This is a genomic window from Lentzea sp. NPDC036955, assembly GCF_055608005.1.
The window spans coordinates 112,820-138,637 of record NZ_JBVJRC010000010.1 but is presented as its reverse complement, the minus strand read 5'-3'; the positions used below and the strand labels follow the sequence as shown (position 1 = coordinate 138,637).

At 70.0% G+C, this 25,818-nt stretch carries 30 protein-coding genes; 14 read left to right on the top strand and 16 right to left on the bottom strand.

What is annotated here, in order from left to right; genetic code table 11:
* Positions 1-3: 3 nt before the first annotated feature.
* From ACZ7CF_RS32235 to ACZ7CF_RS32220, 4 genes are all read right to left on the bottom strand, one after another.
* A complete protein-coding gene (locus ACZ7CF_RS32235) occupies positions 4-837 on the bottom strand; it encodes a carbohydrate ABC transporter permease (RefSeq protein ID WP_470371345.1) in 834 nt (277 codons plus the stop codon).
* Positions 834-1,691, bottom strand: a complete 858-nt coding sequence (locus tag ACZ7CF_RS32230) for a carbohydrate ABC transporter permease (RefSeq protein ID WP_360398141.1) — start codon at positions 1,689-1,691, stop codon at positions 834-836. The genes ACZ7CF_RS32235 and ACZ7CF_RS32230 overlap by 4 nt, the downstream gene beginning before the upstream one ends.
* A 1-nt stretch (position 1,692) precedes the next feature.
* Entirely contained in the window at positions 1,693-3,021 is a 1,329-nt protein-coding gene (locus tag ACZ7CF_RS32225; RefSeq protein ID WP_470371344.1) for an ABC transporter substrate-binding protein, read from the bottom strand.
* A 105-nt stretch (positions 3,022-3,126) separates the two neighbouring features.
* Positions 3,127-4,110: a LacI family DNA-binding transcriptional regulator gene (locus ACZ7CF_RS32220; protein ID WP_458434132.1), complete on the bottom strand. Its 984-nt coding sequence runs from the start codon at positions 4,108-4,110 to the stop codon at positions 3,127-3,129.
* Positions 4,111-4,230: 120 nt separating this feature from the next.
* Here ACZ7CF_RS32220 and ACZ7CF_RS32215 point away from each other — a divergent pair, with 120 nt between their 5' ends.
* The gene (locus tag ACZ7CF_RS32215; protein ID WP_470371343.1) at positions 4,231-4,383 is read left to right on the top strand and encodes a hypothetical protein; all 153 of its coding nucleotides are present in this window, start codon (positions 4,231-4,233) and stop codon (positions 4,381-4,383) included.
* 72 nt (positions 4,384-4,455) lie between these two features.
* On the opposite strand, the gene ACZ7CF_RS32210 is transcribed toward ACZ7CF_RS32215, so the two are convergent.
* From ACZ7CF_RS32210 to ACZ7CF_RS32195, 4 genes are all read right to left on the bottom strand, one after another.
* On the bottom strand, positions 4,456-4,578 hold the full coding sequence (locus tag ACZ7CF_RS32210; protein WP_470371342.1) for a hypothetical protein: 123 nt from the start codon (positions 4,576-4,578) through the stop codon (positions 4,456-4,458).
* A gap of 48 nt (positions 4,579-4,626) precedes the next feature.
* A complete protein-coding gene (locus ACZ7CF_RS32205) occupies positions 4,627-4,785 on the bottom strand; it encodes a hypothetical protein (protein ID WP_470371341.1) in 159 nt (52 codons plus the stop codon).
* A 55-nt stretch (positions 4,786-4,840) separates the two neighbouring features.
* On the bottom strand, positions 4,841-5,971 hold the full coding sequence (locus ACZ7CF_RS32200) for a hypothetical protein (RefSeq protein WP_470371340.1): 1,131 nt from the start codon (positions 5,969-5,971) through the stop codon (positions 4,841-4,843).
* An 89-nt stretch (positions 5,972-6,060) separates the two neighbouring features.
* Entirely contained in the window at positions 6,061-6,858 is a 798-nt protein-coding gene (locus ACZ7CF_RS32195) for a FadR/GntR family transcriptional regulator (RefSeq protein ID WP_360398151.1), read from the bottom strand.
* A gap of 160 nt (positions 6,859-7,018) precedes the next feature.
* Here ACZ7CF_RS32195 and ACZ7CF_RS32190 point away from each other — a divergent pair, with 160 nt between their 5' ends.
* The 4 genes from ACZ7CF_RS32190 (at position 7,019) to ACZ7CF_RS32175 (ending at position 9,901) form a co-directional block, all read left to right on the top strand.
* Entirely contained in the window at positions 7,019-7,171 is a 153-nt protein-coding gene (locus tag ACZ7CF_RS32190; RefSeq protein ID WP_360398153.1) for a hypothetical protein, read from the top strand.
* Positions 7,171-8,487, top strand: coding sequence for an aKG-HExxH-type peptide beta-hydroxylase (locus ACZ7CF_RS32185; protein WP_470371339.1), 1,317 nt, complete (start codon positions 7,171-7,173; stop codon positions 8,485-8,487). The genes ACZ7CF_RS32190 and ACZ7CF_RS32185 overlap by 1 nt, the downstream gene beginning before the upstream one ends.
* 331 nt (positions 8,488-8,818) lie before the next feature.
* Positions 8,819-8,998, top strand: a complete 180-nt coding sequence (locus ACZ7CF_RS32180) for a hypothetical protein (RefSeq protein ID WP_458434125.1) — start codon at positions 8,819-8,821, stop codon at positions 8,996-8,998.
* Positions 8,999-9,184: 186 nt separating this feature from the next.
* Complete coding sequence (locus ACZ7CF_RS32175) at positions 9,185-9,901, top strand: LPXTG cell wall anchor domain-containing protein (RefSeq protein WP_470371338.1); 717 nt, start codon at positions 9,185-9,187, stop codon at positions 9,899-9,901.
* Between the two features lie 161 nt (positions 9,902-10,062).
* Here the strand turns inward: ACZ7CF_RS32175 and ACZ7CF_RS32170 are convergent, their stop codons facing one another.
* Together ACZ7CF_RS32170 and ACZ7CF_RS32165 are read right to left on the bottom strand one after the other, a co-directional pair.
* Complete coding sequence (locus tag ACZ7CF_RS32170) at positions 10,063-10,857, bottom strand: phosphotransferase (protein ID WP_470371337.1); 795 nt, start codon at positions 10,855-10,857, stop codon at positions 10,063-10,065.
* 16 nt (positions 10,858-10,873) lie between these two features.
* A complete protein-coding gene (locus tag ACZ7CF_RS32165; protein WP_360398161.1) occupies positions 10,874-11,362 on the bottom strand; it encodes a DUF305 domain-containing protein in 489 nt (162 codons plus the stop codon).
* A 176-nt stretch (positions 11,363-11,538) separates the two neighbouring features.
* Between ACZ7CF_RS32165 and ctaD the strand changes: the two genes are divergently transcribed.
* The 8 genes from ctaD to ACZ7CF_RS32125 all read left to right on the top strand — a co-directional run bounded on the left by ctaD (position 11,539) and on the right by ACZ7CF_RS32125 (position 18,604).
* Complete coding sequence (gene ctaD / locus ACZ7CF_RS32160) at positions 11,539-13,326, top strand: aa3-type cytochrome oxidase subunit I (protein WP_360398163.1); 1,788 nt, start codon at positions 11,539-11,541, stop codon at positions 13,324-13,326.
* 90 nt (positions 13,327-13,416) lie between these two features.
* Positions 13,417-14,631, top strand: a complete 1,215-nt coding sequence (serB, locus tag ACZ7CF_RS32155; protein ID WP_470371336.1) for a phosphoserine phosphatase SerB — start codon at positions 13,417-13,419, stop codon at positions 14,629-14,631.
* 56 nt (positions 14,632-14,687) lie between these two features.
* Positions 14,688-15,314 carry a peptidyl-tRNA hydrolase gene (locus tag ACZ7CF_RS32150; protein ID WP_470371479.1) on the top strand — a complete coding sequence of 209 codons (627 nt, stop codon included), beginning with the start codon at positions 14,688-14,690 and terminating at the stop codon, positions 15,312-15,314.
* 43 nt (positions 15,315-15,357) lie between these two features.
* Positions 15,358-16,740, top strand: coding sequence for a phospholipase D-like domain-containing protein (locus ACZ7CF_RS32145; RefSeq protein WP_360398167.1), 1,383 nt, complete (start codon positions 15,358-15,360; stop codon positions 16,738-16,740).
* Between the two features lie 22 nt (positions 16,741-16,762).
* Positions 16,763-17,335 (top strand): VOC family protein, encoded by a 573-nt coding sequence (locus ACZ7CF_RS32140; protein ID WP_470371335.1) that lies wholly within the window; start codon positions 16,763-16,765, stop codon positions 17,333-17,335.
* Between the two features lie 10 nt (positions 17,336-17,345).
* Positions 17,346-17,651, top strand: a complete 306-nt coding sequence (locus ACZ7CF_RS32135; RefSeq protein WP_470371334.1) for a PadR family transcriptional regulator — start codon at positions 17,346-17,348, stop codon at positions 17,649-17,651.
* Complete coding sequence (locus tag ACZ7CF_RS32130) at positions 17,648-17,947, top strand: hypothetical protein (protein WP_360398173.1); 300 nt, start codon at positions 17,648-17,650, stop codon at positions 17,945-17,947. The genes ACZ7CF_RS32135 and ACZ7CF_RS32130 overlap by 4 nt, the downstream gene beginning before the upstream one ends.
* Positions 17,948-17,995: 48 nt before the next feature.
* A complete protein-coding gene (locus ACZ7CF_RS32125; protein WP_470371333.1) occupies positions 17,996-18,604 on the top strand; it encodes a VOC family protein in 609 nt (202 codons plus the stop codon).
* Here ACZ7CF_RS32125 and ACZ7CF_RS32120 read toward each other — a convergent pair.
* The 6 genes from ACZ7CF_RS32120 to xrtP all read right to left on the bottom strand — a co-directional run bounded on the left by ACZ7CF_RS32120 (position 18,561) and on the right by xrtP (position 24,754).
* Positions 18,561-20,570 (bottom strand): ATP-dependent DNA helicase, encoded by a 2,010-nt coding sequence (locus ACZ7CF_RS32120; protein WP_360398177.1) that lies wholly within the window; start codon positions 20,568-20,570, stop codon positions 18,561-18,563. The genes ACZ7CF_RS32125 and ACZ7CF_RS32120 overlap by 44 nt on opposite strands.
* A gap of 100 nt (positions 20,571-20,670) precedes the next feature.
* Positions 20,671-21,471: a TIGR04222 domain-containing membrane protein gene (locus ACZ7CF_RS32115; protein ID WP_470371332.1), complete on the bottom strand. Its 801-nt coding sequence runs from the start codon at positions 21,469-21,471 to the stop codon at positions 20,671-20,673.
* A gap of 50 nt (positions 21,472-21,521) precedes the next feature.
* The gene (locus tag ACZ7CF_RS32110; RefSeq protein WP_360398181.1) at positions 21,522-22,190 is read right to left on the bottom strand and encodes a hypothetical protein; all 669 of its coding nucleotides are present in this window, start codon (positions 22,188-22,190) and stop codon (positions 21,522-21,524) included.
* Between the two features lie 10 nt (positions 22,191-22,200).
* Positions 22,201-22,776, bottom strand: coding sequence for a biotin transporter BioY (locus tag ACZ7CF_RS32105; RefSeq protein ID WP_360398183.1), 576 nt, complete (start codon positions 22,774-22,776; stop codon positions 22,201-22,203).
* Between the two features lie 92 nt (positions 22,777-22,868).
* The gene (locus tag ACZ7CF_RS32100; protein ID WP_470371478.1) at positions 22,869-24,191 is read right to left on the bottom strand and encodes a glycosyltransferase; all 1,323 of its coding nucleotides are present in this window, start codon (positions 24,189-24,191) and stop codon (positions 22,869-22,871) included.
* A gap of 44 nt (positions 24,192-24,235) precedes the next feature.
* Positions 24,236-24,754 (bottom strand): exosortase P, encoded by a 519-nt coding sequence (gene xrtP / locus ACZ7CF_RS32095; protein ID WP_458434116.1) that lies wholly within the window; start codon positions 24,752-24,754, stop codon positions 24,236-24,238.
* Between the two features lie 293 nt (positions 24,755-25,047).
* Here xrtP and ACZ7CF_RS32090 point away from each other — a divergent pair, with 293 nt between their 5' ends.
* Positions 25,048-25,812, top strand: coding sequence for a choice-of-anchor P family protein (locus ACZ7CF_RS32090; RefSeq protein WP_470371331.1), 765 nt, complete (start codon positions 25,048-25,050; stop codon positions 25,810-25,812).
* Positions 25,813-25,818: the final 6 nt, after the last annotated feature.

Below are 25,818 nucleotides of genomic sequence, written 5' to 3'. Positions count from 1 at the left end.
CTTTCAGCCCTTGATAGATCCCGCGGTGAGCCCCGCGAGGATGTGCCGCTGGAACGCCAGGAACAGCGCCACCATCGGCAGGCTCGCCAGCACCAGCCCGGCGAGCAGGAGGTTGATCGGGGTGTCCGGTGCGAAGCGCTGCAACGCGACGCTGAGCGTCTGCTTCGCCGGGTCGGGGAACACGAGCAGCGGCCAGATGAAGTCCTTCCACGCCGCCACGACCGTGAAGATGGAGACGACGGCGAGGATCGGGCGCGAGATCGGCAGGACGATGCGGGTGAGGACCGTCCAGGTGCTCGCACCGTCCATCCTGGCCGCCTCCAGCAGCTCCTCGGGGATCTGGTCGAAGAAGCGCTTGAGCAGGTAGACGTTCAGCGCGTTCGCCGCGGCCGGCAGCCAGATGCCGGCCGGGTTGTTCAGCAGGCCCAGGTCGGTGAGCGTGAGGTAGACCGGCACCAGCAGGGCCGTGGCGGGCAGCATCATCGTGGCCAGCATCAGGCCGAGGACCACGTTGCCGAACAACGGCTTCAGCTTCGACAGCGCGTACGCGGCCGGGATGATCACGACCATCTGCACCGCCCACGCCCCGAACGCGACGACGACGGTGTTCAGGAAGAACTTGCCGAGGTCCATGTAGTTCCAGGCGTCGGCGTACGCACCCGGCTCCCACGTCCGCGGCAGGACCGTCGGCGGCTGCTGGGCGAGCTCGGCCGGTGGTTTGAACGCACCGAGCAGCACCCACACCAGCGGCACGAGGAACGCGACCGTGAACAGGACGAGGGTGAGCGCGAGGACGACCCAGTAGAGCTTGCCGCCGGGTTTGGTGAGGGTCCTCACGCGTCCGCCCTCCTGGTGAGCTTGAGGTAGAGGAAGGAGAAGACACCGAGCACCGCGAACAGGATGAGGCTGAGCGCGCTGGCGGTGCCGAAGTCGTTGTAGACGAAGGCGTAGCGGTAGAGCAGGAGCAGGACCGTGACGGTCGAGTCCTCCGGGCCGCCGCCGGTCATGATGAACGGCTCGGTGAAGACCTGCATGGTCGCGACGACCTGCAGCAGCAACAACATCAGCAGCACGAACTTGGTCTGGGGGATCGTGACGTTCCAGACCTTCCTGAAGATCCCCGCGCCGTCGAGCTCCGCGGCCTCGTACAGCTCGCCGGGGATCGTCTGCAGCGCGGCCAGGTAGATCAGCGTCGCCGCGCCCATGTTCGCCCACGTGGTGAGCAGGACGATGCTGATCAGGCTGGTGTCCGCCGAGTCGAGCCACTGCAGGCCCGGCAGCCCGGCTCCGCGCAGGACCGAGTTGAACAGGCCGGGTCCCGGGTCGTAGAACCACTTCCACAGCAGGGCCGTGACGACCGGCGGCAGCATCACCGGCAGGTAGACCAGCAGCCGGAAGTAGCCCTTGGCGTGCCGCAGCTCGTTGAGCACCACGGCGGTGAGGAACGGGACGCCGAAACCGATCAGCAGCGCGAGGACCGTGTAGTAGGCCGTGTTGCGCCACGCCACCGCGAACAGCGGGTCGTCGAACAGGCGCCGGAAGTTCTCCCAGCCGACCCACTCGGGGTCGGAGACGAAGTTGACCTGCTGGAAGCTCAGGACCACCCCGCGCACGATCGGGTACCAGGAGAACACCGCGAAGACGACGAGCGCGAGGCTGAGGAAGCCGTACGCGGTGACGTGCCGCCGCAACCTACTTCACCTGCGCCAGAACGGCGTTGACCTTGGTCTCCGCGTCCGCGAGCAGCTGCGCGTGGTCGGCGTCCCTGTTCGTGAGGGCCGCCTGCACGACGTTGTCGAGGATCGCGTAGACCTGCTGCGCCTGCGGCGGTTCGAGGCTGCCCCTGGTCTTCTCCGAACCGTCCACGTAGGCCTGGAAGTTCTGCACCGGCATGGTGGCGTACCTGCCCTTGAGCTCCTCCTGCCGCTTGCGCGGCTCACCGGTCCAGATGTCGGCGATCGGCGGGATCGGCAGGCCGACGGGCTGGCCGCGGTCCTTGTACTTCTGCAGGTTCGCTTCGAGCCGGTCCGGGTTGAGGTACTTCCACTGCACCCACTTGAGACCGGCCTTGATCTTCTCCGGCGTGGCCTTCGGGTTGATCATGTAGCCCTCGCCGCCGAGCAGCGTGCCCTGCTGACCGGGGATCGCGGCGAGGCCGTAGTCGTCGTACTTGCCCTTGAACTGGTTGACGATCGCGGCGACGTTGTCCGGCGCGGCCAGGTACATGCCGAGCTGCCCGGCGCCCATCATGTTCTGCACGTCGCCGATCTCCAGGAGCTGCTTCTCGCCCATGGAGCCGTCGTCCCAGCGCATCTCCTTGAGCCGGCGCAGGACTTCCTTGCCCTTGTCGTTGTTGAAGTCGGCCCTGTACTTCTCGCCGTCCTTGCGCGCGACGTCCCCGCCGACGGACTTCATCCACGTGGTGAAGTGCCAGCCGCCCTGGTTGCTCTTGCTGTACTCGGCGAACCCGGTGACACCGGCGTCCTTGAGCTTCTTGGCGGCCGCGCGGACCTCGTCCCACGTCCGCGGCGGCGTGTTCGGGTCGAGGCCCGCCTTGGTGAAGTTCGCGCGGCTGTAGAGCAGACCCATCGTGTAGTTGGCGGTGGGCAGCCCGTAGACCTTGCCGTCGACCGTGAAGACGTCCTTGAGCTCCTGCTTGAGGTCGCCGTAATGCGGGACGTCCTTGACGTGGTCGGTGATGTCGGCGGCCTGCTTGCGCGCGATGAGCGCCGCCGGATCGGTGAAGTAGACGTAGAAGACGTCCTCCAGCTGCCCGCCGGCGAGCTTGGCGGAGAACGTCTTCGGGTCCATGAACCCCTCGTGCGGCACGAGGTCGACGTCGGGGTTCTGCTGCTCGAACTCCGCGACGTCCTCGTCGAACACCTTGCGGTCGAACGCCTGCGTCTGCGGCGGCTGACCGTTGATGTTGATCACGACCTTGCTGCCCGTGTCAGCCGTGGTACCGCTCCCACAGCCGGCAACGAGCACGCAGCCCAACAACACGGCAGCGGACTTCTTCATGGTGGGGCCGCCCTTCTCGCGAGCGCGTCGATGTGACGGCGACCATAAGTCTCCGTTACATCTGAACGCAATATCCAGACTGAAACTCGCAAGAAGTTGACTGACCTACCTGGCCGGTGCCGTGGAGGCCCTCACCACCAGTTCCGGCTCGAACAGCAGCTCGTCGGGCGCGACGGCGTTGCCGCTGATCTGGTTCGCCAGCAGCTCCACGGCCGCCCGCCCCATGGCCTCGATCGGCTGCCGCACCGTGGTGAGGGGCGGATCGGTGCAGGTCATGAAGGCGCTGTCGTCGTACCCGATGATCGACACATCCTTGGGCACGTCCAGCCCCGCCCGCCGGACGGCCCTGATGGCGCCGAGCGCCAGCGGGTCACTGGCGCAGATGATCGCCGTGACGCCGCGCTGCACCAGCTTGGTCGCCGCCGCCTGCCCGCCTTCGAGGCTGAACATGGCGTGCTCGACGTCCGCCCCGCCACACCGCTGGATCGTCTCCAGCTTGCGCTGGCTCGGCATGTGGTCCGGCGGCCCCAGCACCGCACCGATCCGCTTGTGCCCCAACGAGGTCAGGTGCCCGTACGCCTGCTCCACCGCCACCGCGTCGTCGCAGCTGACCCGCGGGAACGCCAGGTCGTCTATGGCGGCGTTGACCAGCACCGCGGGCAGCTTCCTGGCCATCATCTGCTGGTAGTGCCCGTGGCTTGCATCCCTTTGCGCGTACAGCCCGCCGGCGAACACGATCCCGCTGACGTGCTGTTCGAGGAGCAGCTCCAGGTACTCCGCCTCCGTGACCCCACCGGCCGTCCGCGTGCACAGCACGGGCGTGAAGCCCCGTTGGGCCAACGCGTTGCCCACCACGTCCGCGAACGCCGGGAAGATCGGGTTCTGCAGCTCCGGCAGCACCAGCCCGACCAACCGCGCCCGCTCACCCCGCAGCTGGGTAGGCCGCTCGTACCCCAGCACGTCCAGCGCCGTCAGCACCGCCGACCGGGTGGCGTCCGACACGCCGGGCTTGCCGTTCAGCACCCGGCTGACGGTGGCCTCGCTGACCCCGACCTTGGCCGCGACCTCGGCCAGCCTCCGTTGCGTCATGGCGCAAGTGTACGCAAGTTCTTGCGCTCATTTGCGCGCCACGCTCACCCGGCTGGCGGGAGGTCACCGGGGTGGCTCGTGGCTACGCTGGGGGGCCGTTCCCGGGCGAGGGGAGACGTCATGGCTTCCGAACCTGTTCCGAGCGTGCCCGCGCCGATGGTGCCCGCGCCGGCCGAGCCGGACCGGTTCGGCCGGCCGCAGCCGAAGGTGAGCGGCGTGGACTGGTTCCGGCGGATGCCGAACGGCGGCGGCACGGTCTACCGGCGTCCCTGACCCTTGCACGAGATCCCGCGCGCTCGACACCTTCCGGGAGGCGGCGAACGCGTTCGAGGAGCGGCTCGAGTGCTACGCGGGACCGGAGCACGGCGCGGTGCGCAAAGCCGAGTTCCGCAGGGTGTCGGCCAGCGCTCTGCGCCGGCACATCTCGTTGCCGGTCGGGATGACGGACGCCGACGTTGTGCTCTTCATCGCCGACCTGAGCCGGGAGACGTCGGAGCTCGTTCGCGTGCGGCACCACTACCGGTGGTCGCAGACGCTCGCCGACCACTTCCTGTTCTGGTCCGCTGTCAGGCCGATGTTCGTCCGGACGGTCGCGATGGTCCTGCGCGAGCTCACGCAGGACGGTGAGCGGCAGGTGTGGGTGCAGCCGTTCCTCGACGGCGTCGGCTCGCTCATCCTCGACACCAAGGGCGGCAGGGCATCGCGGCCATCTGGTGACCGCGGCCGGCGGTCAGCCCAGCGCCTCCCGCCACAGCAACGCCACCCCGTGCCCCGGCAACAACCACGACCGCACGTCCAGGTCCCGCAGCTCCCCGGCCTGCAGCCACTGCGCGGACGCCGTCGCCGACCGGAACGTGAACGGCATGACCCGGAACTCGTGCGGCGGCGACTCGGCGACCGCGAGCCCCGTCGCGTCAAAGCTGATGGTGTCCACGAAGGACGGGTAGGGCGACTGCCAGTAGCAGAACCCGTCGTTGGTGCGCTGCAAGGTGCGCGACCACACCGTCAGGCCGCAGATCGCGCGCACCACGTGGTCGTCGGCGATGCCGGAGAGGTCGCACTCGAAGATCCGCAGGTCGCCCATGTGGCTCATCGGGCTGAGCTTGGGCAGCGGGCCCATCGCCTCGCGGAAGAACGTCAGGTAGGTGGCCCACTCGCCGAACCTCACCTCGACCGGCGGGATCTGGCTCGGTTCCGCCGAACGGCGCTGGCCCTCGTGGTCGAGGTAGTCGATGGCGATCTGGGTGGAGCGGCGCAGGTCGTCGACGGACTCCAGGAACAGCGACGAGTCGGGGATGAAGTACAGCTCGAAGAGCGGGTAGCGGCAGGCGGCGCTGATGGTGTCGCGCAGCAGGGCGTTGGAGGTCGCGAAGATGACGAAGCGGTCGACGGGGACGCTGTTGCGGAACTGGTACCGCTGCGTCGTCATCAGGTGGTAGGTCTTGGTGTCGATGCCCTGCAGCTCCAGCTTCACGGTGGTGCCGGTGCTGATCGTGAGGTCGTCGCCGCGGGGGAGCATGCCGCTGCCGCCCAGGACGCCGGCGACCACGTCGTCGTTGGCGACGTTCGGGCCGTAGACGGAGGCCAGGAACGTGCGCAGCACCTCGGAGGGGAGCAGGTGCTCCAGGAAGACGGGACCGGTCAGCCGGCCGACCTCGGCGACCAGGCGCTGGTGCCAGAAGAGCTCGTAGGCGCCGAGCAGGAACCCGGCCAGCGCGGGCAGCGGCCAGGCGACGACGAGCACGTCGTGCAGCACCGAGCGGGTGGCGGGTTGCCAGAGCAGGACGACGCTCAGGTCGAGGGCGGCCAGCAGGATCAGGAGAAGTGCGAGGGCCAGCGCCTGTACCCGCCTGTGCGCCACCTTCCCGCCGCCCCCTCACTCCACCGGCTCGTCCATACATGGTGGGAGTGACGGGGCAGCGGCACCAGACCCGTTCGGTGGACGCCGTACTAGCGGGAGCGGTCCCACATCGGCTCGTCGTGCACGCCGACGTAGGTGCTCAGGCCGGCGCGGGGCTTGGTGTCGTCGGACGTCAGGTCGTCGTACAACCCGAGCAGGTGCGTGGTCATCGCGCTCTTCGCGCCCACCTCGTCGTGGCGGCGCAGGAACCAGATGACCTGCTCGTGCTCGTTCGCCGAGCGGTTGTGCACCTCGCGGGACGGGTGCGCGTGGCGCTTGCAGTCCTGCAGACCGGGCACGAGGGCCTGGTACATCTGCTCCAGCAGCTCGTTGTGCGCCGCGCGGATCAGTGCCGAGTGGAACTCCTCGTCCGCCTCGATCACCTCCTGCACGTCCTCCACCTCGGCGCGCTGGTAGCGGTGGTTGAGCTTCGCGAGCTCGTCCAGCTCGCCGTCACCCGCGCGGACCGCGGCCAGCGAGGCGGCCGTGGTCTCCAGGGCGATGCGCACCTCCAGCAGGTCGGTGTGCGTGAACTGGCGGGCGGCGAGGCGGCCCTCCAGGTGCTCCTCGACAGCGGTCAGGTCGGTGCGGCGGACGTACCAGCCCAGGCCGCGGCGGACCTCGACGATGCCCTGGAGCTGAAGGCGCTGCAGAGCCGTGCGCAACGACGAGCGGGCGACGTCCAGTTTGCGGGCCAGCTCCGGCTCGGTGGGCAGTCGATCACCCGCCCTGAGGGTGCCGCCGATGATCTGCTCCCGGAGCTTCTGCTCGATGAGCTCCGGAAGCGGCCGTCGCGAGTCGGGCGAGAGCGCCCAGCTCTCGCCCGGATGGGAGTCGTCGGCGGGCATTGGCCCAGCGTAGGGCGCTGGCGGTCTGGTTGCAACTTGTCTGGCAACCTGTCCGCAGTTGACAGACAACCTACAACTAGGCGATCCTTGCACTGGGGCGAGAGGCCTCGGACCGCCCACACCGAGGAGCCCCGGCTCGCCCAGTCGGGAGGGGAACGAGATGTCCGCAGGGAGTGCACTCGGAATCGCAGCAGCCGTCGCAGTCGCCGTCACCGCGATCGGATGGCGCACCGTGCTCACGATGGTCGCCGTCTCGGTCGTCGCGCTGGCCGTCGTCGGCTTCGTGAACGTCACCAGCATCATGTTCGGCTGATGAGCAGAACCAGGGTGCCCGGTCTGCGCCGCCCGCAGGCCGGGCACCTCCTCTTCCGGGCGCCGTTCCGGGAAAGGGCCACCGGGTGCTCTAGGGTCTCGGCGGTGGCCACTGCTCACACGCTGCACGCGCGCATCGCGCCCGCAGCCGTCCTGGTCGACGAACGGCGCACGCTCTACCGCCTCGCGGCCGACCTGTTCGCGCCGGGCACCGAGTTGTCGGACAACCTCGCCGACCACCCGGTCGTCCGCTACGAGATCGGCCGCGCCCTCGCCGGTGCCGGCGACCTGGACCTCGCTCGCCTGCACGAGGCGGCCGGCCTGCGCGTGCGGGACGCCGGTGTGCCGGTGGCCGCGGACCCGAGGTCGGCCGTGCTGCTCGAAGCACCGCTGCGGATCATCGCGCCGCCCGGTGTGGTCGTGGAGCCGCTGACCGAGGCGGACGGGGAGCGCTTCTCGGCGGCGCTGCGGGTCGTCACCGACGGCGTCCGGCTGTTCCGCGCCCTCGCCCCCGACACCGCCGGCGACCTGCTCGCCCACGTGTCGATGCTCGCCGTGCTCAAGCGGGAGACGTCCGGGGGAGTCGTCTCCGCGTCGTCGCGGTACGTGCCCGGCATCGTGCTGGTCGACGAGCCCGCGCTGCCGATCGAGGTGGCCGAGGCCCTCGTGCACGAGGGCGCGCACGAGAAGTTCTTCGACCTGGCGATCACTCGCGAGTTCCTCGACGCGCACGCCGAGGACGTCGAGCTCTTCGAGACGTCCTGGTCGCACGCGCGGTGGCCGCTGGAGCAGACGTTCGCGGCCTGGCACGCCTACAGCTGCCTCGCCCAGTTCGCGCAGGCCTGCGCGGGCGTCGAGCCCGGCCCCGACTCGCTGCTGCCGAAGGCGCGCGAGCGGGCCGAGGAGATCGGCGCGTGGCTGCTCACCCATGAACAGGACCTGCGTCCGGACGCGCGCTGGCTGTTGCGCGCTCTCGCGGGCGAGCCGGGCGGCGCTCCGTCCGTTGTGGACGACGGCGGTGCCGGGATCGGCGCCGGCGACCGGTTCCGCCTCGGCGCGGGCGTCCGCCACCGGCGTGCCGCGTCGGGACGCGCGGTGGTGGGCCGGGTGGCCCCGCTGCCGGAGATCTTCTTCCTGGACGAGGACGCGGGCCGGGTGATCGGCCAGCTGCCGCACGACGGTGGTCCGGTGACGTACGACGACATCGTTGCGGGGGCGAGCAGGTCGTGGACGGTGGACGGGGAGACCGCGGCGCGGCGTTCGAGGGCCGCGCTGGCCTCGCTCCTGGCGAGCTCGATCGTCGAACGGGTGTCCTGAGCGGTCCGCGGCTGGCGCTCCCGCCGGGTGCCGTTCGTCCCGGTGAAGCGGTGCGGCTTACCGAAGGTTCCGCCGCGCGAACCCGATCGGGTGAGAATGCAAAGCTGCTCGCGCCGGGCTCGTCCGTGTCGGGAAAACTGCTGGTGAAAGGGGTTTGCGGTCCGATGTAGGCTGCCGAATCCCGTTCCGCGGGAAGCGGCGGTTGACGGCCCACGAAGCCCGGTCCGCTAGTTTTCGGCGACGCACGTTCCGGTTCGAGTTCCGCACCGGTGCGGTGCGGCACCATCTGAAGATCATCACAGGGTTCCGCTTCACTTCTCGAGAAGGAACGATGACCACCCCGAACCAGCCTCTTCGCCGGCCGCAGACTCCCGGCGTCCCTGTTCCGCACCTCCCGACCGGTGCGGGTCCGGTGATCGGTCAGCCCGTCACCCCGGTCGACTGGTTCAGGCGGATGCCGAACGGTGGCACCGTGTTCCTGAGGCCCTCCGAGGGCGCGCAGAACGACTGAGTCGTGATCGACGGAGGAGGGCCGGCCACCAGCCGGCCCTTTCCTCGTTCGGGTGCACACCTCCTCGTGGTCGTATAACAACTGGGCCACAAGGCCTACTGTGAGTTGGTTACTGGTCCGTCAAGCGCACGCCGATGGTCTTAGATCTCGGCAACCCGCCGACCCCAATGGAGCAACCCGATGCGCATGACGCCCCTGAGAACCGCCGGCCTCGCCGCCTCCGCCGTGGCGGCCCTGTTCGCGCTCACGACCGCCGCCACCGCCAAGCCGGCACCGGCGCCGGTGTCCGGTGACGAGCGTGCGGTCGCCTACGACGGCAACGTCGACATCAACCACAGGGACGCCTGCACCGTCGGTGGGCTCAGCGGCACGCCGATCGCACCCGGTCAGTTCACCTTCACCGGTGGCGCGAACCAGCAGGACGTCGACATCACCGCCGTCCCGGCCGGCACCACGATCACGGGTGTCGTGGTCAAGGGCGGGGACGCCTACAACGTCTACCTGGCCCCCAAGCTCGCTTCGCTGCCGTGGAACGACCTGCGGGCGCCGCAGAACAACGGCGGGCAGGTGCCGGCGATCAGCCACTGGTACGCGTGCGGGACCACCACGCAGCAGTCGAGCAGCAGCAGCTCGACCACCACGACGACCACGACGGTCACGACCACGTCGAGCAGTGGCACCACGACGACGACCTCGCCGGTGACGACCACGACCACCTCGTCCTCCGGCGCCGTCACGACCACGCCGGCCGTCACCACCACCAACGCCGCCGTCGTGCCGGTGAACGAGGACGACGACCTGGCCTCCACGGGCTTCGGGTCCGCCTGGCTGATCGGCCTGGGCGCCGCCCTGCTCGCCGCCGGTGCCGCCGTGCTGTTCGTGCTGCGCAGGCGCCGCGCATAGGGCCTGTGCCGAAGTCCATGTTCGCGATAGCCGGGCCTGAGGCGGCCCCTGGGGGCACGGGCGGACAGCCCACATACAACACCGGTATGCGGGCTGTCCGCCCGCACCGCCAGGAACCACCTCAGGCGCGACTCTCATCGAACGGGACCTCGACACAGGCCCTAGGAGTTCTGCATCAGCACGCCCCAGAGCGTGCCGAACAGGATGCGTGTGCGGACGTGGAACTCCACGTCCTCGGGAGCCGCCCCGCCACCGTAGGTCCCCACGGTGCGCCGGGCGGCTTCCGCGCCTTCGGCACCGGCCAGGCAGGCGAGGTCCCAGGCGATCGGGCCGCGCCAGGTGTCCTCGAAATCGAGCCACACGGGACCGTGCGGGCCCATCAGCAGGTTGCCGCAGTGCGGGTCGCCGTGCAGGGGCTGGACGTCGCGGTAGTGGGCGTCCCACGACGCCATGAGCTCGGCACGGCGTTCACGGAACGGTTCAAGATCCGGCACGCCTATGCCATTCAGATAGGCCAGCGTGTTGTCGACGTCGTCCACAGGGCCGCGCACGGGCAGAGGGCCGTCATAGGACCGCAGCTCGGCGTGCAGGGCGGGCAGCAGCTTGAGCACGTCAAGGCGTGAGAACTCGTAGCCGGGGTCGTGCGGCACGAACGTGCTGAACGACACCACGAACCCGTCGTACGGATGCGGCCCTGCGGGAAGCTCCGCCGAGGGCATCACGACCGGCACGCCACGAGCGGCCAGGAACGCGGAAATCGCCAGGTCACGCGCGAAGTGATCGGCCACGGACGGGCGCACCAGGGCCGTGCGGGCGGCGACGCGGGCCACCACCGGTGCCGGGCGCAGGTGGACGATGACGTTGCTGCCGTCCTTCAGCACGGCCGGGTCCGTGGCGGTGATGCCGTGCGCGGCGGCCAGTGACACGGCGGCCCTCACGGCGGCGGAGGCGCTCATGGGGACGAGGGTCACATCACCCCTGGGGCAGGAGCGACTCCATTTCCGCGATCTCCTTCTCCTGAGCTGCGACGACGTCCTGCGCGAGCGAGCGCGCGCCCGGATCGGTACCGGCGTCGAGGTGCTTGCGCGCCATCTCCACGGCGCCGCGGTGGTGCTGGATCATCAGCGACAGCCACTGCCGGTCGAAGTCGGTCCCGCGCAGGTCGGCGAGGGTGCCGAGGTCGACCATGCCGTGGTCGGCTGCGTGCCCGTGGTCCGCGTGGGACGAGGCCTTCACCGGGGCGCCCCACGCCTTGAGCCAGCCGTTCATGCGGTCGATCTCCGGCTGCTGGTGCCGCGCGATGCGCTCGGCCAGGTCGACGACGTGCGCGCTGTCCGTGCGCTCGGCCACCAGACCGGTCATCTCCACGGCCTGCTCGTGGTGCGGGACCATGCCCTGCGCGAACGCGACGTCCGCCGAGTTGTGCGTGGCGGGCGAGCCGCACGCGGCCAAAGGGGACATACCCAGCAGAAGGGTCGCGGCTACGGCGAACGTACGAAGCACGGGGGTCACCTTACGTGTGACCTGCGCTACGCCGCTGGCCACGGGCCATGGCCCACCCGAGTGGAGCTGATCGGCTGCGTCTAATATCCGGGGAGTTTCCCGAACGACTGGTCCCACCAAGGCCTGGAGGCACCGTGACGGCCGTAGCCCCGCAGCCGATCGCAACGCGTCCTTTTCCGACGCGCACTGCGGTCAAGGGGTCCTTCCTGCTGCGGATGTTCCGCACCACGGACCACAAGCAAATCGGCATCATGTACCTGGTCACCTCGTTCGCCTTCTTCATGGTCGGCGGCGCGATGGCCATGCTGATGCGGACCGAGCTGGCTAGGCCCGGCATGCAGTTCCTCTCGCAGGAGCAGTTCAACCAGCTCTTCACGATGCACGGCACCGTGATGCTGCTGCTGTACGCGACGCCGATCGTGTTCGGCTTCGCGAACTTCGTCCTCCCGTTGCAGATCGGTTCGCCCGACGTGGCGTTCCCGCGGTTGAACGCGTTCTCGTACTGGCTGTACCTCTTCGGCGGCCTGATCGTGATGTCGGGCTTCATCACCCCCGGTGGTGCCGCCGACTTCGGCTGGTTCGCGTACACGCCGCTGAGCAACGCCATCCACTCGCCCGGTGTCGGCGCCGACCTGTGGATCGCCGGTCTGGTGATCGGTGGTCTCGGCACGATCCTCGGCGCGGTGAACATGATCACCACCGTGGTCTGCCTGCGCGCGCCCGGCATGACGATGTTCCGGATGCCGATCTTCACCTGGAACATCCTGGTGACGTCGGTGCTGGTGCTGCTCGCGTTCCCGATCCTCACCGCGGCGCTGCTCGGCCTGCTGGCCGACCGCCACCTCGGTGCCCACGTGTTCGACACCGCCAACGGCGGCGTGATCCTGTGGCAGCACCTCTTCTGGTTCTTCGGCCACCCCGAGGTCTACATCGTCGCGCTGCCGTTCTTCGGCATCGTGTCGGAGATCTTCCCGGTGTTCAGCCGCAAGCCGATCTTCGGTTACAACGGCCTGGTCTACGCGACGCTCGGCATCGCCGCCCTGTCGGTGGCCGTGTGGGCGCACCACATGTACGCGACCGGCGCCGTGCTGCTGCCGTTCTTCGCCTTCATGACGTTCCTCATCGCGGTCCCGACCGGTGTGAAGTTCTTCAACTGGATCGGCACGATGTGGAAGGGCCAGCTGACGTTCGAGACGCCCATGCTGTTCAGCATCGGCTTCATCGTCACGTTCCTCTTCGGTGGTCTCTCCGGCATCCTGCTGGCCGCGCCCGCGATCGACTTCCACGTGTCCGACACGTACTTCGTCGTGGCGCACTTCCACTACGTGCTCTACGGCACGATCGTCTTCGCGACCTTCGCGGGCATCTACTTCTGGTTCCCGAAGATCACCGGTCGCTTCATGGACGAGCCGCTGGGCAAGCTGCACTTCTGGACGACGTTCCTCGGCTTCCACGCGACGTTCCTCGTCCAGCACTGGCTGGGCAACGAGGGCATGCCGCGCCGGTACGCCGACTACCTGGCGTCCGACGGCTTCACCACGCTCAACATGATCTCCACGATCGGCGCCTACATCCTGGGCGCGTCGACGCTGCCGTTCATCTGGAACGTCTTCAAGTCGTACCGGTACGGCGAGGTCGTGACCGTGGACGACCCGTGGGGCTACGGCAACTCGCTGGAGTGGGCGACCTCGTCCCCGCCGCCGCGGCACAACTTCACCGAGCTGCCCCGGATCCGTTCGGAGCGCCCGGCGTTCGAGCTGCACTACCCGCACATGGTGGAGCGCATCCGCAACGAGGGTCACGTGACCTTCACCGGCAAGGCGATCCGGCACGAGGACGCGCCGCCCGCCCTGTCGGAGCTGGCGGCCTCCGCGCTGAAGTCGGGGACGGCCTCCGAGAAGGACGACTCCGACCACAAGTAACCTGCACGTCACAGGTTCAACGACGAGCCCCGGCCGCCGCGTGCGGCCGGGGCTCGTCGCGTACTACGCGTGCTGCGAGGAGACGACGACGTGAAAACGCCCGTGCTGATCACCGTGACCGGTCCCGACAAGCCCGGTGTCTCCTCGGTGCTGTTCGCCGTGCTGACCAGGCACGGGGTCGAGGTGCTCGACGTCGAGCAGGTCGTGATCCGGGGTCGGCTGGTGCTGGGTGCGCTGGTGTCGACCGACCACGACCCGGAGGGCCTGCAGGAGGCCGTCGAGCAGGCCATGGCGACCGTTTCGATGCAGGTGGAGATCGAGGTCGGCGCCGACTCGAAGCGCAGCGCGCGCCTGGAGTCCTCGCACGTGCTGATCGTCCTGGGCCGCCCGGTGACCGCGAAGGCGTTCACCGAGGTCGCCCGCCGGCTCGCCTCGCTGGGCGTGAACATCGACGCGATCCGCGGTGTGGCCGATTACCCCGTCACCGGTCTCGAACTGCGCGTGTCCGTCGCGGACGACACGCTGGAGAACGACTCGGAGCTGCGGTCGGCGCTCGCGGACGTCTCCGTGCGGGTCGGCCTCGACATCGCGGTCGAACGGGCCGGGCTCACCCGCCGGGCGAAGCGGCTCGTCGTGTTCGACGTCGACTCCACGCTGATCCAGGGCGAGGTGATCGAGATGCTGGCCGCGCACGTCGGGTGCGAGGAGCAGGTCCGCGAGATCACCGAGGCCGCGATGCGCGGCGAGCTCGACTTCGCCGAGTCGCTGCGGCGGCGGGTGGCGCTGCTGGAGGGCCTCGACGCGACGGTGCTGGACGAGGTCGGGGCGTCGCTGGAGCTCACGGCCGGTGCCCGCACGACGATCCGGACGCTCAAGCGCCTCGGCTTCTACTGCGGTGTGGTGTCCGGCGGGTTCACGTCGGTGATCACCGGCCTCGCGGACGAGCTGCAGCTGGACTTCTGCGCGGCGAACACGCTGGAGGTCGTCGACGGCAAGCTGACCGGCAAGGTCGTCGGCGAGATCGTCGACCGGCCGGGCAAGGCCGTGGCGCTGCGCCGGTTCGCCGAGGAGGCCGGCGTGTCGCTGGCCCAGTGCGTGGCGGTCGGTGACGGTGCGAACGACATCGACATGCTGAACGCGGCGGGCCTGGGCATCGCGTTCAACGCCAAGCCCGCGTTGCGCGAGGTGGCCGACACGGCGCTGTCGCACCCGTTCCTGGACGCCGTGCTGTTCATCCTGGGCGTCACCCGTGCCGAGGTGGAGGCCGCGGACGCCGCGGACGGCCTGGAGTCGACCCGGCTGTGACGATCCTCGACCTGATCGCCTCCCGGAACTACGCCGAGGAGTCGGAAGTCCGCGCGATGCCGATGGTCCTGCGCATCGAACGCGTCGACCCGCCGGGCCGCACCGCGTTGCTGGAGGCCGCGGCCGCGTCGGCGGTCGCGGTGTGCCTCGACCCGCGTGCCGACGAGGGCGGGGAGTGGCACGAGGCCGTGCGGGCGTGGGTGGCCGGGCGGATCCGGAAGGTGTCGCGCCGGGCCCGTGGCGTGCAGTGGGAGGCCGTGCAGGCGCTGCCGGGGGTGACGGTCACCGTGGAGGGCGCGTCGGTGCGCTCGCTGCTGCCGGTGCTGGTCTCCGAGACGCCCCGCGAGGTCGCCAAGCTGCAGATCTCCGGGTCGGACCTGCCCCTCGACGAGCCGGGTGCGGTGCCCGAGGGGGCCCACGTGCTGTACACGAACCCTCGCGTGGAGATGTCCGCCGGCAAGCTCGCGGCCCAGGTCGGCCACGCGTCGATGCTGCTCGCACCGCACTTGTCCGGCGACGAGCTGAAGGCGTGGGCGGCGATCGACTACCGCTGCGCCGTGCGCACGCCGTCGGTGGCCGAGTGGGACGCGCTGGTGCACAGCGCGGACGTCGTGGCGGTGCGGGACGCCGGTTTCACCGAGGTGGAACCGGGGACGACAACTGTGATCGCACCTCTGGGCTGACATTTCGGGTTAGAACCGCGTAATTCGGGTAAATCCACGTTTCGTGGGCCTACTCGACGTGCTCGACGCCAGGCTGGGTGACGGCCTGGAGAACCTGCTGTGCTCGCACCACACGCGCAGGCTCCGCCGGCTCGGCTGGGGTGAGGTGCTGGACGGCGACGGCGCCGGGTGGTTCACCCCGCGCCGTCCGGTCCAGCACGGCAACAAGATCCAGGTCCTCGTCGACGGCGCCGAGGCGTTCCCCGCCATCGCCGAGGCCATCGAGAACGCCCAGAAGTACGTGCACATCGCGAACTGGCACGCCTCGCCGGACTTCCGGCTGACCCGTGAGCCGGGCGCGCCGCAGCTGCGCGAGCTGCTGGCCGCCGCCGCGGAACGGGTGCCGGTGCGGGTGCTGCTGTGGGCGGGGCCGCCGGTGCCGTTCTTCGAGCCGACCCGCAAACGGGCGGAGGCCGCGAAGCACGCGTTCCTGGAGTGCGGTGCGGTCCGGTGCGAGCTGGACGCGCGTGAGCGGACGCTGCACTGCCACCACGAGAAGGTCGTGATCGTCGACGACGTGGCGTTCGTCGGCGGCCTCGACATGACCGCGGTGGAGGGCGACCGGCACGACTCGCCCGAGCACCCGCCGCGCGACCTCGGCTGGCACGACCACATCGCGAAGGTCTCCGGCCCGGCCGTGTCCGAGGTGGCCGCCCACTTCGCCGCCCGCTGGCTGGAGATCGCGGGGGAGACCCTGCCCGCGCCCGAGGTACCACCGGAGGCGGGCTCGTCGTCGGTGCAGCTGGTGCGGACGATCCCCGAGGGCACCTACGACTTCGCGCCGCACGGCGACTTCACGCTGCTCGACTCGTACTTGCGGGCGTTCCGCGCGGCCAAGTCGCTGATCTACATCGAGAACCAGTTCCTGTGGTCGCCCGAGATCACCGAGGTGCTGCTGGAGAAGCTGAGCAACCCGCCGTCGGACGAGTTCCGGATGGTGCTGCTGCTGCCGCAGAAGCCCAGCAACGGCGCCGACACCACCCGCGGGCAGCTGGGCAGGCTGCTCGACGCCGACCCCGAGGGCGGTCGGCTGATCGCCGCGACCCTCGTCTCCCACGGCGACGCGCCGGTGTACGTGCACGCCAAGTTGTCCATTGTGGACGACGAGTGGCTGTCGATCGGCTCGGCGAACCTGAACGAGCACTCGCTGTTCAACGACACCGAGGTGAACGTCGTGACCGATGACGCCGAGGTGGCCCGCTCGACCCGGCTGCGGCTGTGGGCGGAGCACCTGGACGCCGACGTGTCCGGACCCGCGCACGAGGTCGTGGACGAGATCTGGCGCCCGGCGCTGAAGCGGCCGTCACGGGTGATGCCGCTGCCCGGGGTGTCGCGGCGGGCCGGAAGGCTGCAAGGACCGTTGCGCGGATTGCTGGTCGACGGCTGATCTCCGGTCTAGCGTGGCCTGCGTGGCCAACGAGGTGACGATCCCGCTGCTGCCGTGCGCCTCCATCGACGAGGTGGCCGAGTTCTACGTGATGCTCGGGTTCGCGATCACGCATCGGCAGTACCGGCCGACGCCCTACCTGTCGGTGCGGCGCGAGGACGTCCAGCTCCACTTCTTCGGCATCCGCGGCTTCGACCCGGCCACGTCGTACAGCTCGTGCCTGGTGCAGGTGGAGGACACGCGTGAGGTGTTCGACGCGTTCGCCCACGGCATGCGGGCGGTGTACGGGAAGGTGCTGTCATCCGGCATCCCGCGGATGACCCGGCCCCGGCGCGACGGGTTCCTCGTGGTCGACCCCGGCGGCAACTGGATCCGCGTCGTGCCGGCGGTGGAGGAGAGCGAGCCCGCGCGCAACGGGCTGGCGCGGGCGCTGCACAGCGCGGAGACGCTGGCCGGGTCGCACGGGGCGGAACGGCAGGCGTTGCGCATCCTCGAAGGGGCGCTGGCCCGCGAGCGGGACGCGTCGGAGGACGACCTGGCGTCGGCGCTGGAGTTCCGCGAAGAGCTGCTTGAACGGCTTAATCTACATAGGTAGTATTACTGGCGTGGAGCCACTGCGCCGCATCGGCAAGGCCACGGTGGACGTGCTGGAGGTGCTGCTCGGCGCCTCCGGACCCCGCTGGGGCCTGGAGATCATCAAGCTGACCGGGCGGCCGTCGGGCAGTGTGTACCCGTTGCTGGACCGGTTGGAGCGGGCCGGCTGGGTGACGTCGTCGTGGGAGGACGACGACACGCGCAAGGGGCCGCGGCGGCGGATGTACGTGCTGACGCCCGACGGTGCGGCGGAGGCTCGTCGCGTGGTCGCGGCGCGTGCTCCGGAACCGCGTTTCGTGCCGAGGGCGGCGCAATGAGAGTCGCGTTGTTGTTGGTGCGCCTCGCGGCTGCCGTTGTGGGCGATGAGCGCTATCGCGAGCAATGGGAAGCGGATGTTGCCGGGGCGCGCGAACTAGGCATGTCGCCGGTGCGCGTGGCGTTCGGGGCTTTGCTCGCTGTTGTCGTCATGCCGTCGAAGGGAGCTGTTGTGGCTGGGATCGGACCGTTGGGGATGGCGTTGCGGCACGCGCAGACGCCGCGTGGCCGTGTGCTGGCGATCGCGGTGGTGTCGGCGTTGTTCGTGCTGGCTGGCGTGGTCATGCTGTTCGCATGAGCAAATAGCTCGGTGTCGTTCCGGCGGGACCGGGCTTAGCTTCGGGCGGTGGCGAACGAACTGACGATTCCACTTCTGCCCTGTCCCTCCATCGACGAGATCGCGCCGTTCTACGAGATGCTCGGGTTCGAGATCACGTACCGGCAGACGAAGCCGAACCCCTATGTGGCGTTGCGGCGCGAAGACATCAACCTGCACTTCTTCGGCATGGACGGCTACGACCCGGAGCAGTCGTACAGCACGTGCGTGGTCATCGTGCCGGACATCAACGAGTTGTTCGAAGCGTTCGCGGCGGGAATGCGTGCCGTGCACGGAAAACTGCTCATCTCCGGCATCCCGCGGATGACCCGGCCCCGGCTGCGCAACGACCGGTACACCGGGTTCGCCGTCGTCGACCCCGGCGGCAACTGGATCCGGATCAGCACGCCCGGCACGGCACCCGAGGCGCGGACCGCGCTGGCCAGGGCGATGGAGAACGCCGCACGCCAGGGGGACGCGCGCGGAGATGAGCGCCAGGCGTTGAAGATCCTGGAGGGTGCGCTGAAGCGGGCCGCCGCCGACGATCCGGAACGGGCGGCGGCGGAGGCCTACCGCGACGAGCTGGTCGAGCGCGTCACCGGGTCTGCGCCGCGTCCAGGCGCTGGAGAGCGGCCCTGACCACATCCGGGTCGTAGGTCGTCCAGAACGGAGGCAGCGAGGCGCGCAGGAAGCCGCCGTAGCGGGCGGTGGCGAGGCGCGGGTCGAGGATCGCGACCACGCCCTTGTCCGACATCGACCGCAGCAGGCGGCCGGCGCCCTGGGCGAGCAGCAGGGCCGCGTGCGTCGCCGCGACCGTCAGGAAGCCGTTGCCTCCACGGGAGTTGACGGCTTTCTGGCGTGCGGAGGCCAGCGGGTCGTCCGGGCGCGGGAACGGGATGCGGTCCATGATCACCAGCTGCAGGCTCGGCCCCGGCACGTCCACGCCCTGCCACAGCGACAGCGTGCCGAACAGGCACGTGCGCTCGTCCTCGGCGAACTTCTTCACCAGCAGGCCGGTCGCGTCGTCGCCCTGGCAGAGGATCGGGTACTCGATCTTGTCCCGCAACGCCTCCGCAGCCGCCTTGGCCGCCCGCGTCGAGGAGAACAGCCCCAGCGCGCGACCGCCGGCGGCGTTCACCAGCCCCTCGATCTCGTCGAGGTACTCCTTCGGCAGCCCGTCCCGGCCCGGCTGCGGCAGGTGCCGTGCCACGTAGAGGATGCCGCTCGACCGGTGCTCGAACGGCGAGCCGACGTCGAGACCGCTCCACTTCGGACCGTCGACGTCCCTGACCTCCTTGTCGGTGGCCGCGCCCTCGATCTTGCGGACCTGCTCCGACGGCGGCAGCCCCCACTGCCGCGCCATCGCGTCGAACGCGCCGCCCAGCGTGAGCGTCGCCGACGTGAGAACCGTGGTGCGCTTGCCGAACAACCGCTCCCGCAACAGCCCGCCGACCCCGAGCGGGGCGACGCGCAACGCCGGCGTCTTCTGGTTGAAGTCGCCCGACACCCACACCACGTCGCGCTCCTCGCCGAACGCGTCGAGGATGCGCACCGCGCAGTCGTGGACCTCCTCCAGCAACGACATCGCGAGCTTGCGGTCCGTGGCGCCGTCCACGTCCTCCTTGCGCTCCGGCCCGAGCGACGACATGCACATGTGCGCCGCGTCCCTGGTCGCCGCCAGCGCACCGGCCAAGGCCCGCGGCAGCTCGTCCAGCCGGCCGGCGGGCAGGTCCTCCAGGATCATCGCGAGCCCGTCGCTCGCCTCCGCCAGCCGGTCGGCGACGTCCTGGTCGATCAGCCGCCCGCAGCGCCGTGCCGCGATCGAGATCGACGCCCCGGTGAGCTCCTCCGTGGCCACCGACGTGACCCGGTCGACCAGGTCGTGCGCCTCGTCGATCACCACCACGTCGTGCTCCGGCAGCACCTGGTAGCCCTCAAGGGCGTCGATGGCGAGCATCGCGTGGTTCGTGACCACGACATCGGCCTTGCCGGCCTGCGCCCGTGCCCGTTCGGCGAAGCAGTCGGACCCGATCGGGCACTTCGACACCCCGAGACACTCCCTGGCCGTGACGCTCACCTGCCGCCACGCGTGCTCGCTGACACCGGGCACCAGCTCGTCCCGGTCGCCCGTCTCGGTGTCCGACGACCACTCGTGCAGCCGCTTCACCTCACGCCCGAGCTTCGACACGGCGAACGGGTCGAACAGCGCGTCCTCCGGCTCCTCCGGCGCGCCGTTGTGCACCCGGTGCATGCACAGGTAGTTCCGCCGCCCCTTGAGGATGGCGTACGTGGGCTCGCGCCCCAGCTCCTTCTTCAACGCCTTCGCGAGCCGCGGCAGGTCCCGGTCCACCAGCTGCCGCTGCAACGCGATCGTGGCCGTCGACACCACCACGGTCTCGCTCTCGGCGACCGCGTGCCGGATGCTCGGCACCAGGTAGGCGAGCGACTTGCCGGTGCCGGTCCCCGCCTGCACGGCCAGGTGCTCACCGGTGCGGATGGAGCGGTCGACGGCCTCGGCCATCTCCACCTGACCGGGGCGCTCGGCGCCGCCGACGGCGTGGACGGCGGTTTCCAGCAGGCTCAGGGTGGGGGGAACTTCAGGCACGGGGAAGACCGTACCCGCCACCCCCGACACTCCTGCTCCACCCGCATCTGCGAGTACCGCCAACTCAACATCAACAGGCACTTTTCCACTACCGACTGGGTCAGTCGCCGCCTCCGCCGCCGCAACCGCCGCCGCAGCTGCTGCCGCCGTCGCTGCTGCTGCAACTGCTCGACGAGCAACCGCCGCCGCAGCTGCTGCCGCCGTCCGACGACTTGGTCCGCGCACCCACCACGGCCGGGGTGAGCCCGAACAACGCCGCCTGCCCGCCCAGACCGGCCACGGCGACCGCGCGCAGGCGGTAGTGCGGGGTGTGGCGTTCGGTGCTGCGCGCGGACGACACCCGGGCCTCGGCGCGGCGCACGATCCGCATCGCCGCCCGTGTGCGCAGGCGGCCGGGGTCACGGGCACCGAGCACGGCGGCCAGCGCGATCAGGGCCACCGCCGCGGGGAAGTACGCCCAGCCCGGCACGGTCACCGGCACGAACGACAGCACGTCCGGTGCCACGAACGACACGACGCCCGCACCGATCAGGGCGAAGCCCAGCAGGAACAGCCACGGGTACAGGCGCGGGCGCAGGGAACGGCGGGCGCGCAGCAGACCGCGGTCCACCAGGTGGGCGCGCAGGCCTGCGGCCTCCTGGCTCTCGGCCACCGCGGACAGCAGGTCCGGCAGGTAGCGGCCGGAGCGGCGGAGCTCGCCGAGGACGCGGGCCTCCAGCGGGGTGGCGGCGCCGTGGCGGGAGGTGGCCGTGGCGAAGCCTTCACGGGACAGGCGCAGCTGGCCCGCGTCGGCGAGGCGGGCGACGGCGACCTCGGCGGCGCGGCGGGGGCCGCCGGCGAGGCAGGCGAGTTCCTCGGGGGTGGTCTGCACTGGGGGATCTCCGTGAGCAGGGGACGTCACGGAGTTCTCGACGGGCCGGGGCACGGTGTTACGCCGGTCACCGAACGAGGTCAGGCGGTCACGTCGGCGAGGACGCGGTCACCCAGGCCGAGTGCCGCCGCGAGGTGGTCCGGCGTCAGCACGACGGCGGCGTCCCGGCGAGCCTCGACCAGGTCCAGGAGCAACGGGCCGAGGTCGGGCCACTGCTCGGCGGCCAGGACGCCGGCGCGGGACTTGCTGACGATCTCACCCGTGCGGATGGTGTGCCACAGGCGCGCGGGACCCAGACCGACCCACAGCACGGCCTCGCGGAACACCGGGATGCGCTGGTCGACGGTCCTCAGCGCGGCACGACCGGCGTCGAGCTGAGGCTTCCAGTACGACACGAGGTTCGCACGGCAGTACGCCGCCACCTCAGCAGCAGTGACCGGGCATGCGGGCCGTGTGCCGCGCACGGTCTGACCGACGGTCCGCAACTGTTGCCACAGCACGGGCGTGACTTCGCCGAAAAGAGGCGTCACCGAAGAAACGGGACGAGAGAGGTCGCCCGCCATCACCACGGAAACGTCCACACCGTCCACGGCGGGCACATCAGCAGCAGCGGCGAGCTCGACGACGACGTCCAGATCGGAGTCGAACACCACGTCGTCCAGCACGCGCGAGCCGTGAAGATGCGCGCCTGCCACAAGACCGGGCAGGCGCGCATCCAGCAGGTCCAGGTACTCCCCGGGCGTCACCACCCGGTCCACGCTACCGGCGGCGGACGAGAGCCCAGGCGCCCGGCAGCAGACCGGCGGCCAGTGCGACCTTCAGCAGGTCACCGAGCAGGAACGGCAGCACGCCCACCGACAGCGCCTTCACGAAGCCCATGCCGGTCATCGCCATCAGCCACGGCACGCCGACCGCGTAGATCGCGAGGTTGCCCAGCACCATCGTGCCGGCCGTGCGCACCGGCGTGCGGTCACCACCGCGGGCGGCGAGCGCGCCGACCAGGGCACCGGCGAACACGAAGCCCACCACGTAGCCCAGCGACACCGGGACGCCGGACGAACCGCCCTGGAACCACGGCACACCGGCGACACCGGCGATCAGGTACAGCAGCATCGAGATCGCGCCGCGCTGCCAGCCCAGCGCGGCACCGACCAGCAGCGCGGCGAACGTCTGACCGGTCAGCGGCACCGGGCTGCCCGGGATCGGCAGCGCCACCTGCGCGGCGAGACCGGTGAGGGCGGCACCGGCCACCACGAGGGTGAGGTCGCGGGCGAGTGCGCCCGGGACGAAGTCGGCGAGCACGGTGCGACGGGGCGCGAGTGCGAGAGCGGCCACGAGCGTTCCCTCCCAGGCGGAATGGCAAGAGGGCCTGAGATTAACCAGGGGAACTCGAGAACGTCTTTGTCTGATCTGCACAAAGTGACCGGTCACACATCGAGTGCGACCTTGCCGCCCACGCGTTCGGTGTTGCGCCTGGTCTTGGCCCATCCGTTGTGGCCGCGGGCCAGCCTGACCACCGCGCGCCAAGACGTGATGTAGAAGGTGTAGATGTACAACGCGTAACCGAACCCGTACCCGATGGACCTCCAGAAACCCACGGGCTCGCAACGCGCGCGGTACACCGGTCCCCACAGCACGAACGGCAACAGCCCGAACGCGCCGTACACGGTGAACAGGACCCACGCGCCGTCGAAGAACCAGAACACGACCTCCGACGGCGACACGGCGAACCGATAGGCCATGAGCGCCACCGGGATCGGGTAGATCAGCGTGCCGAGCAGCTGCATCCACGGCTGGGCGAGGTAGTACGTCATCTCGGCAGCGCCCAGCGTGGTCAGGTGGTCGGAGTCCCAGATGCGCCGCAGGTAGCGCGTGCACTGCATCGTCCCCTGACCCCACCGGGTGCGCTGGGCGAGGAACCGGCGCAACGAGTACAGCGCCTCCTGGTTCACGTGCGTGTCGAGCGTGAACCCGGTGTGCCAGCCCTCGGTCAGCAGGTGCACGCCGAGCTCGAAGTCCTCCAGCAGCGACCCGCGCCACGGGCTGCCCGCCGGTCCGGCGATCGAGTCCAAAGCGGACAGTCGCGTGGCCTGTCCGTTGCCGCCCATGGAGATCGTGCCGGTCGCGCCGCGCGAGAGCTGGATCGCCGCGATGGCCGTGCGGAACTCCAGGTCCTGCATGCGCACCAGCCCGGCGCCGAACGCGCGCCGCCACCGCGACACCCCCGGCTGGCGCTGGCCCGCGTTGATCATCCGCACGTCCACCTGCACCGCGCCGATCCGCGGGTTGCCGAAGAGGTGCTGGGCCGCGCACACCTCCAGGAAGTTCGGTGCCGGCCGGCCGTCCGCGTCGACCACGACGATGATCGCGCTCTCGGTGTCCGCGCGCCGGCCCATCCACAGCTTCACCGTGCGGTAGGCGTCGTTCAACGCGTTGCCCTTGCCGGTGCGCGCGTACGGGCGTTGGCGTTGCACGAGATGGATGTTCGGGTCGCGAACGCCACCGTTGCGCTTCAACGCGCGCACGACTCCCGCGGTGCGGTCGTCGGAGTCGTCGTCGATGACCCACACGTGCGCGATGGGGAACGTCCCGCGCAGATAGCGGATCGTGTCACCGATGACGGCCTCTTCGTCACGGCACGGCACGAAGAAGTGCCACTCCAGCGACGACGGCTCACCGATGGGCGCGGGCTTGCGCCGCAGGTACGGCACCACGATCACGAACACGTACGTCACGAAGGCGACGCTCATGGTCAGGGCGAGCGCCTGCGTGAACCCGAGGACGAGGTCGAGGCTCACTTCCGCGTCGCCAGCCACACGAACGCGACGAGTGCCGCCGCGCCACCGAACACGCTCACCATCGACCCCAGCAGCGTGTGCCCCCAGTAGTAGCCGGTGTCCACGCCCAGCCAGTCCACCAGCCCCACCAGCGTGAGCACCCGGAACTGGTTGACCACCACGACCGCCAGCGCGGCCACGCCCAGCGCGACCAGCACGCGCGACTGGACCCGCGGCCGCAGCGCGATCATCACCGCGCCCACGACCACCAGCGGCAGCACCAGGAACGCCGACGTGCACTCGGGCGTCATGCGCAGGCCCAGCGGCGTGTCCGAGCCCAGTCCGAAGTAGACGGTCTGGCGGTCGGCGACGACCTCCACGCCGTAGGAGCTGACGGCGCTCAGCACCGCACCGGACAGCGAGATCTCCACCGTGCGGTAGAGGCGGTGCGCGAACACGAGTCCGGCGGCGAGTGCGAGCAGGACGACCACCGTCACCCGGCTCGGGAATGCGGCGCGGCGCAGGGCAAGCGTCACCCGAGAATCCTTTCCACCGATGAGGGAGCGCCCAGACGGGCTACTTGACCTTCCATCGGTTGACGGAACGTCAGCCCTCATCCCCGGATCGAGTGATGCCGTGACCGGAAATTGATCAAAAGTCCCACGATCCGTGGCACCGACTGGGCGAGTCGAGTGATCATGTCGCCCGATACGGGGAGTAACCCTCAGTTCCCCCGGAATAACGCCGATGCCGGTAACTGCCCCCGGAAAGCGTGAACCAGCTTGGTTCGAACGCGCCCTGGGGCCGGAGGAATGACGGAGGGAGTTTCATGCGTTTCCGACTGACGGGACTGGCCGGAGTTGCTGCCATCGCAGCACTTCTGGCCGGTGCCGCACCCGCTTCGGCCGCTCCGGGGGACGCCTCGGCCCACGGCGCGAAGCTCACCGTGACCCTGCTCGGCAGCCCGGCGGTCAACGCCGAGCCGTTCGCCGCCGCCACCGCGAACGGGCCGACGCAGAACACGTTCCTGGGCGTCGACCTCACCGGCATCCTCAAGACCGGTGTGATCAACGCTTCCGCGTCGCGCGACGAGAGGTCCGGCGGCGTGTCCTCGCGGGCGAGCACCGCGGACGTCCGGGTCGACCTGCTGTCCGGGGTCACCGGCAAGATCTCCGCCGAGCTGGTGGAGGCGGAGTGCGCGGCCACCCAGAAGGGCCTGGCCGGCAAGGCGAAGCTCACGGGCGTCGACCTGGGCGAGCTCGGCCAGGTCAACGCCGACCCGGCGCCGAACACCGTGCTCGACGTCGCGCTCGCCGGGGTCAAGGTCGCCGAGGTGGTCTTCAACGAGCAGCTGAAGAACGCCGACGGCAGCCTCACGGTCAACGCGATCCACATCAGGCTGCTGCAGGGCGTGCTCGGCTCGATCGGCACCGGTGACGTGATCATCTCGTCCGCCACCTGCGGCCCCGCCGGCCTGCCCATCCCGATGGCGTCGGGCGCCGGCCTGTGGATCGGCCTCGGCCTGCTCGGTGTCGTCGCCGTCCCGGTCGCGTTCGTGGCGCTGCGCAGGCGCGCGTCGCTCACCGCGGTCTAGGAGAGC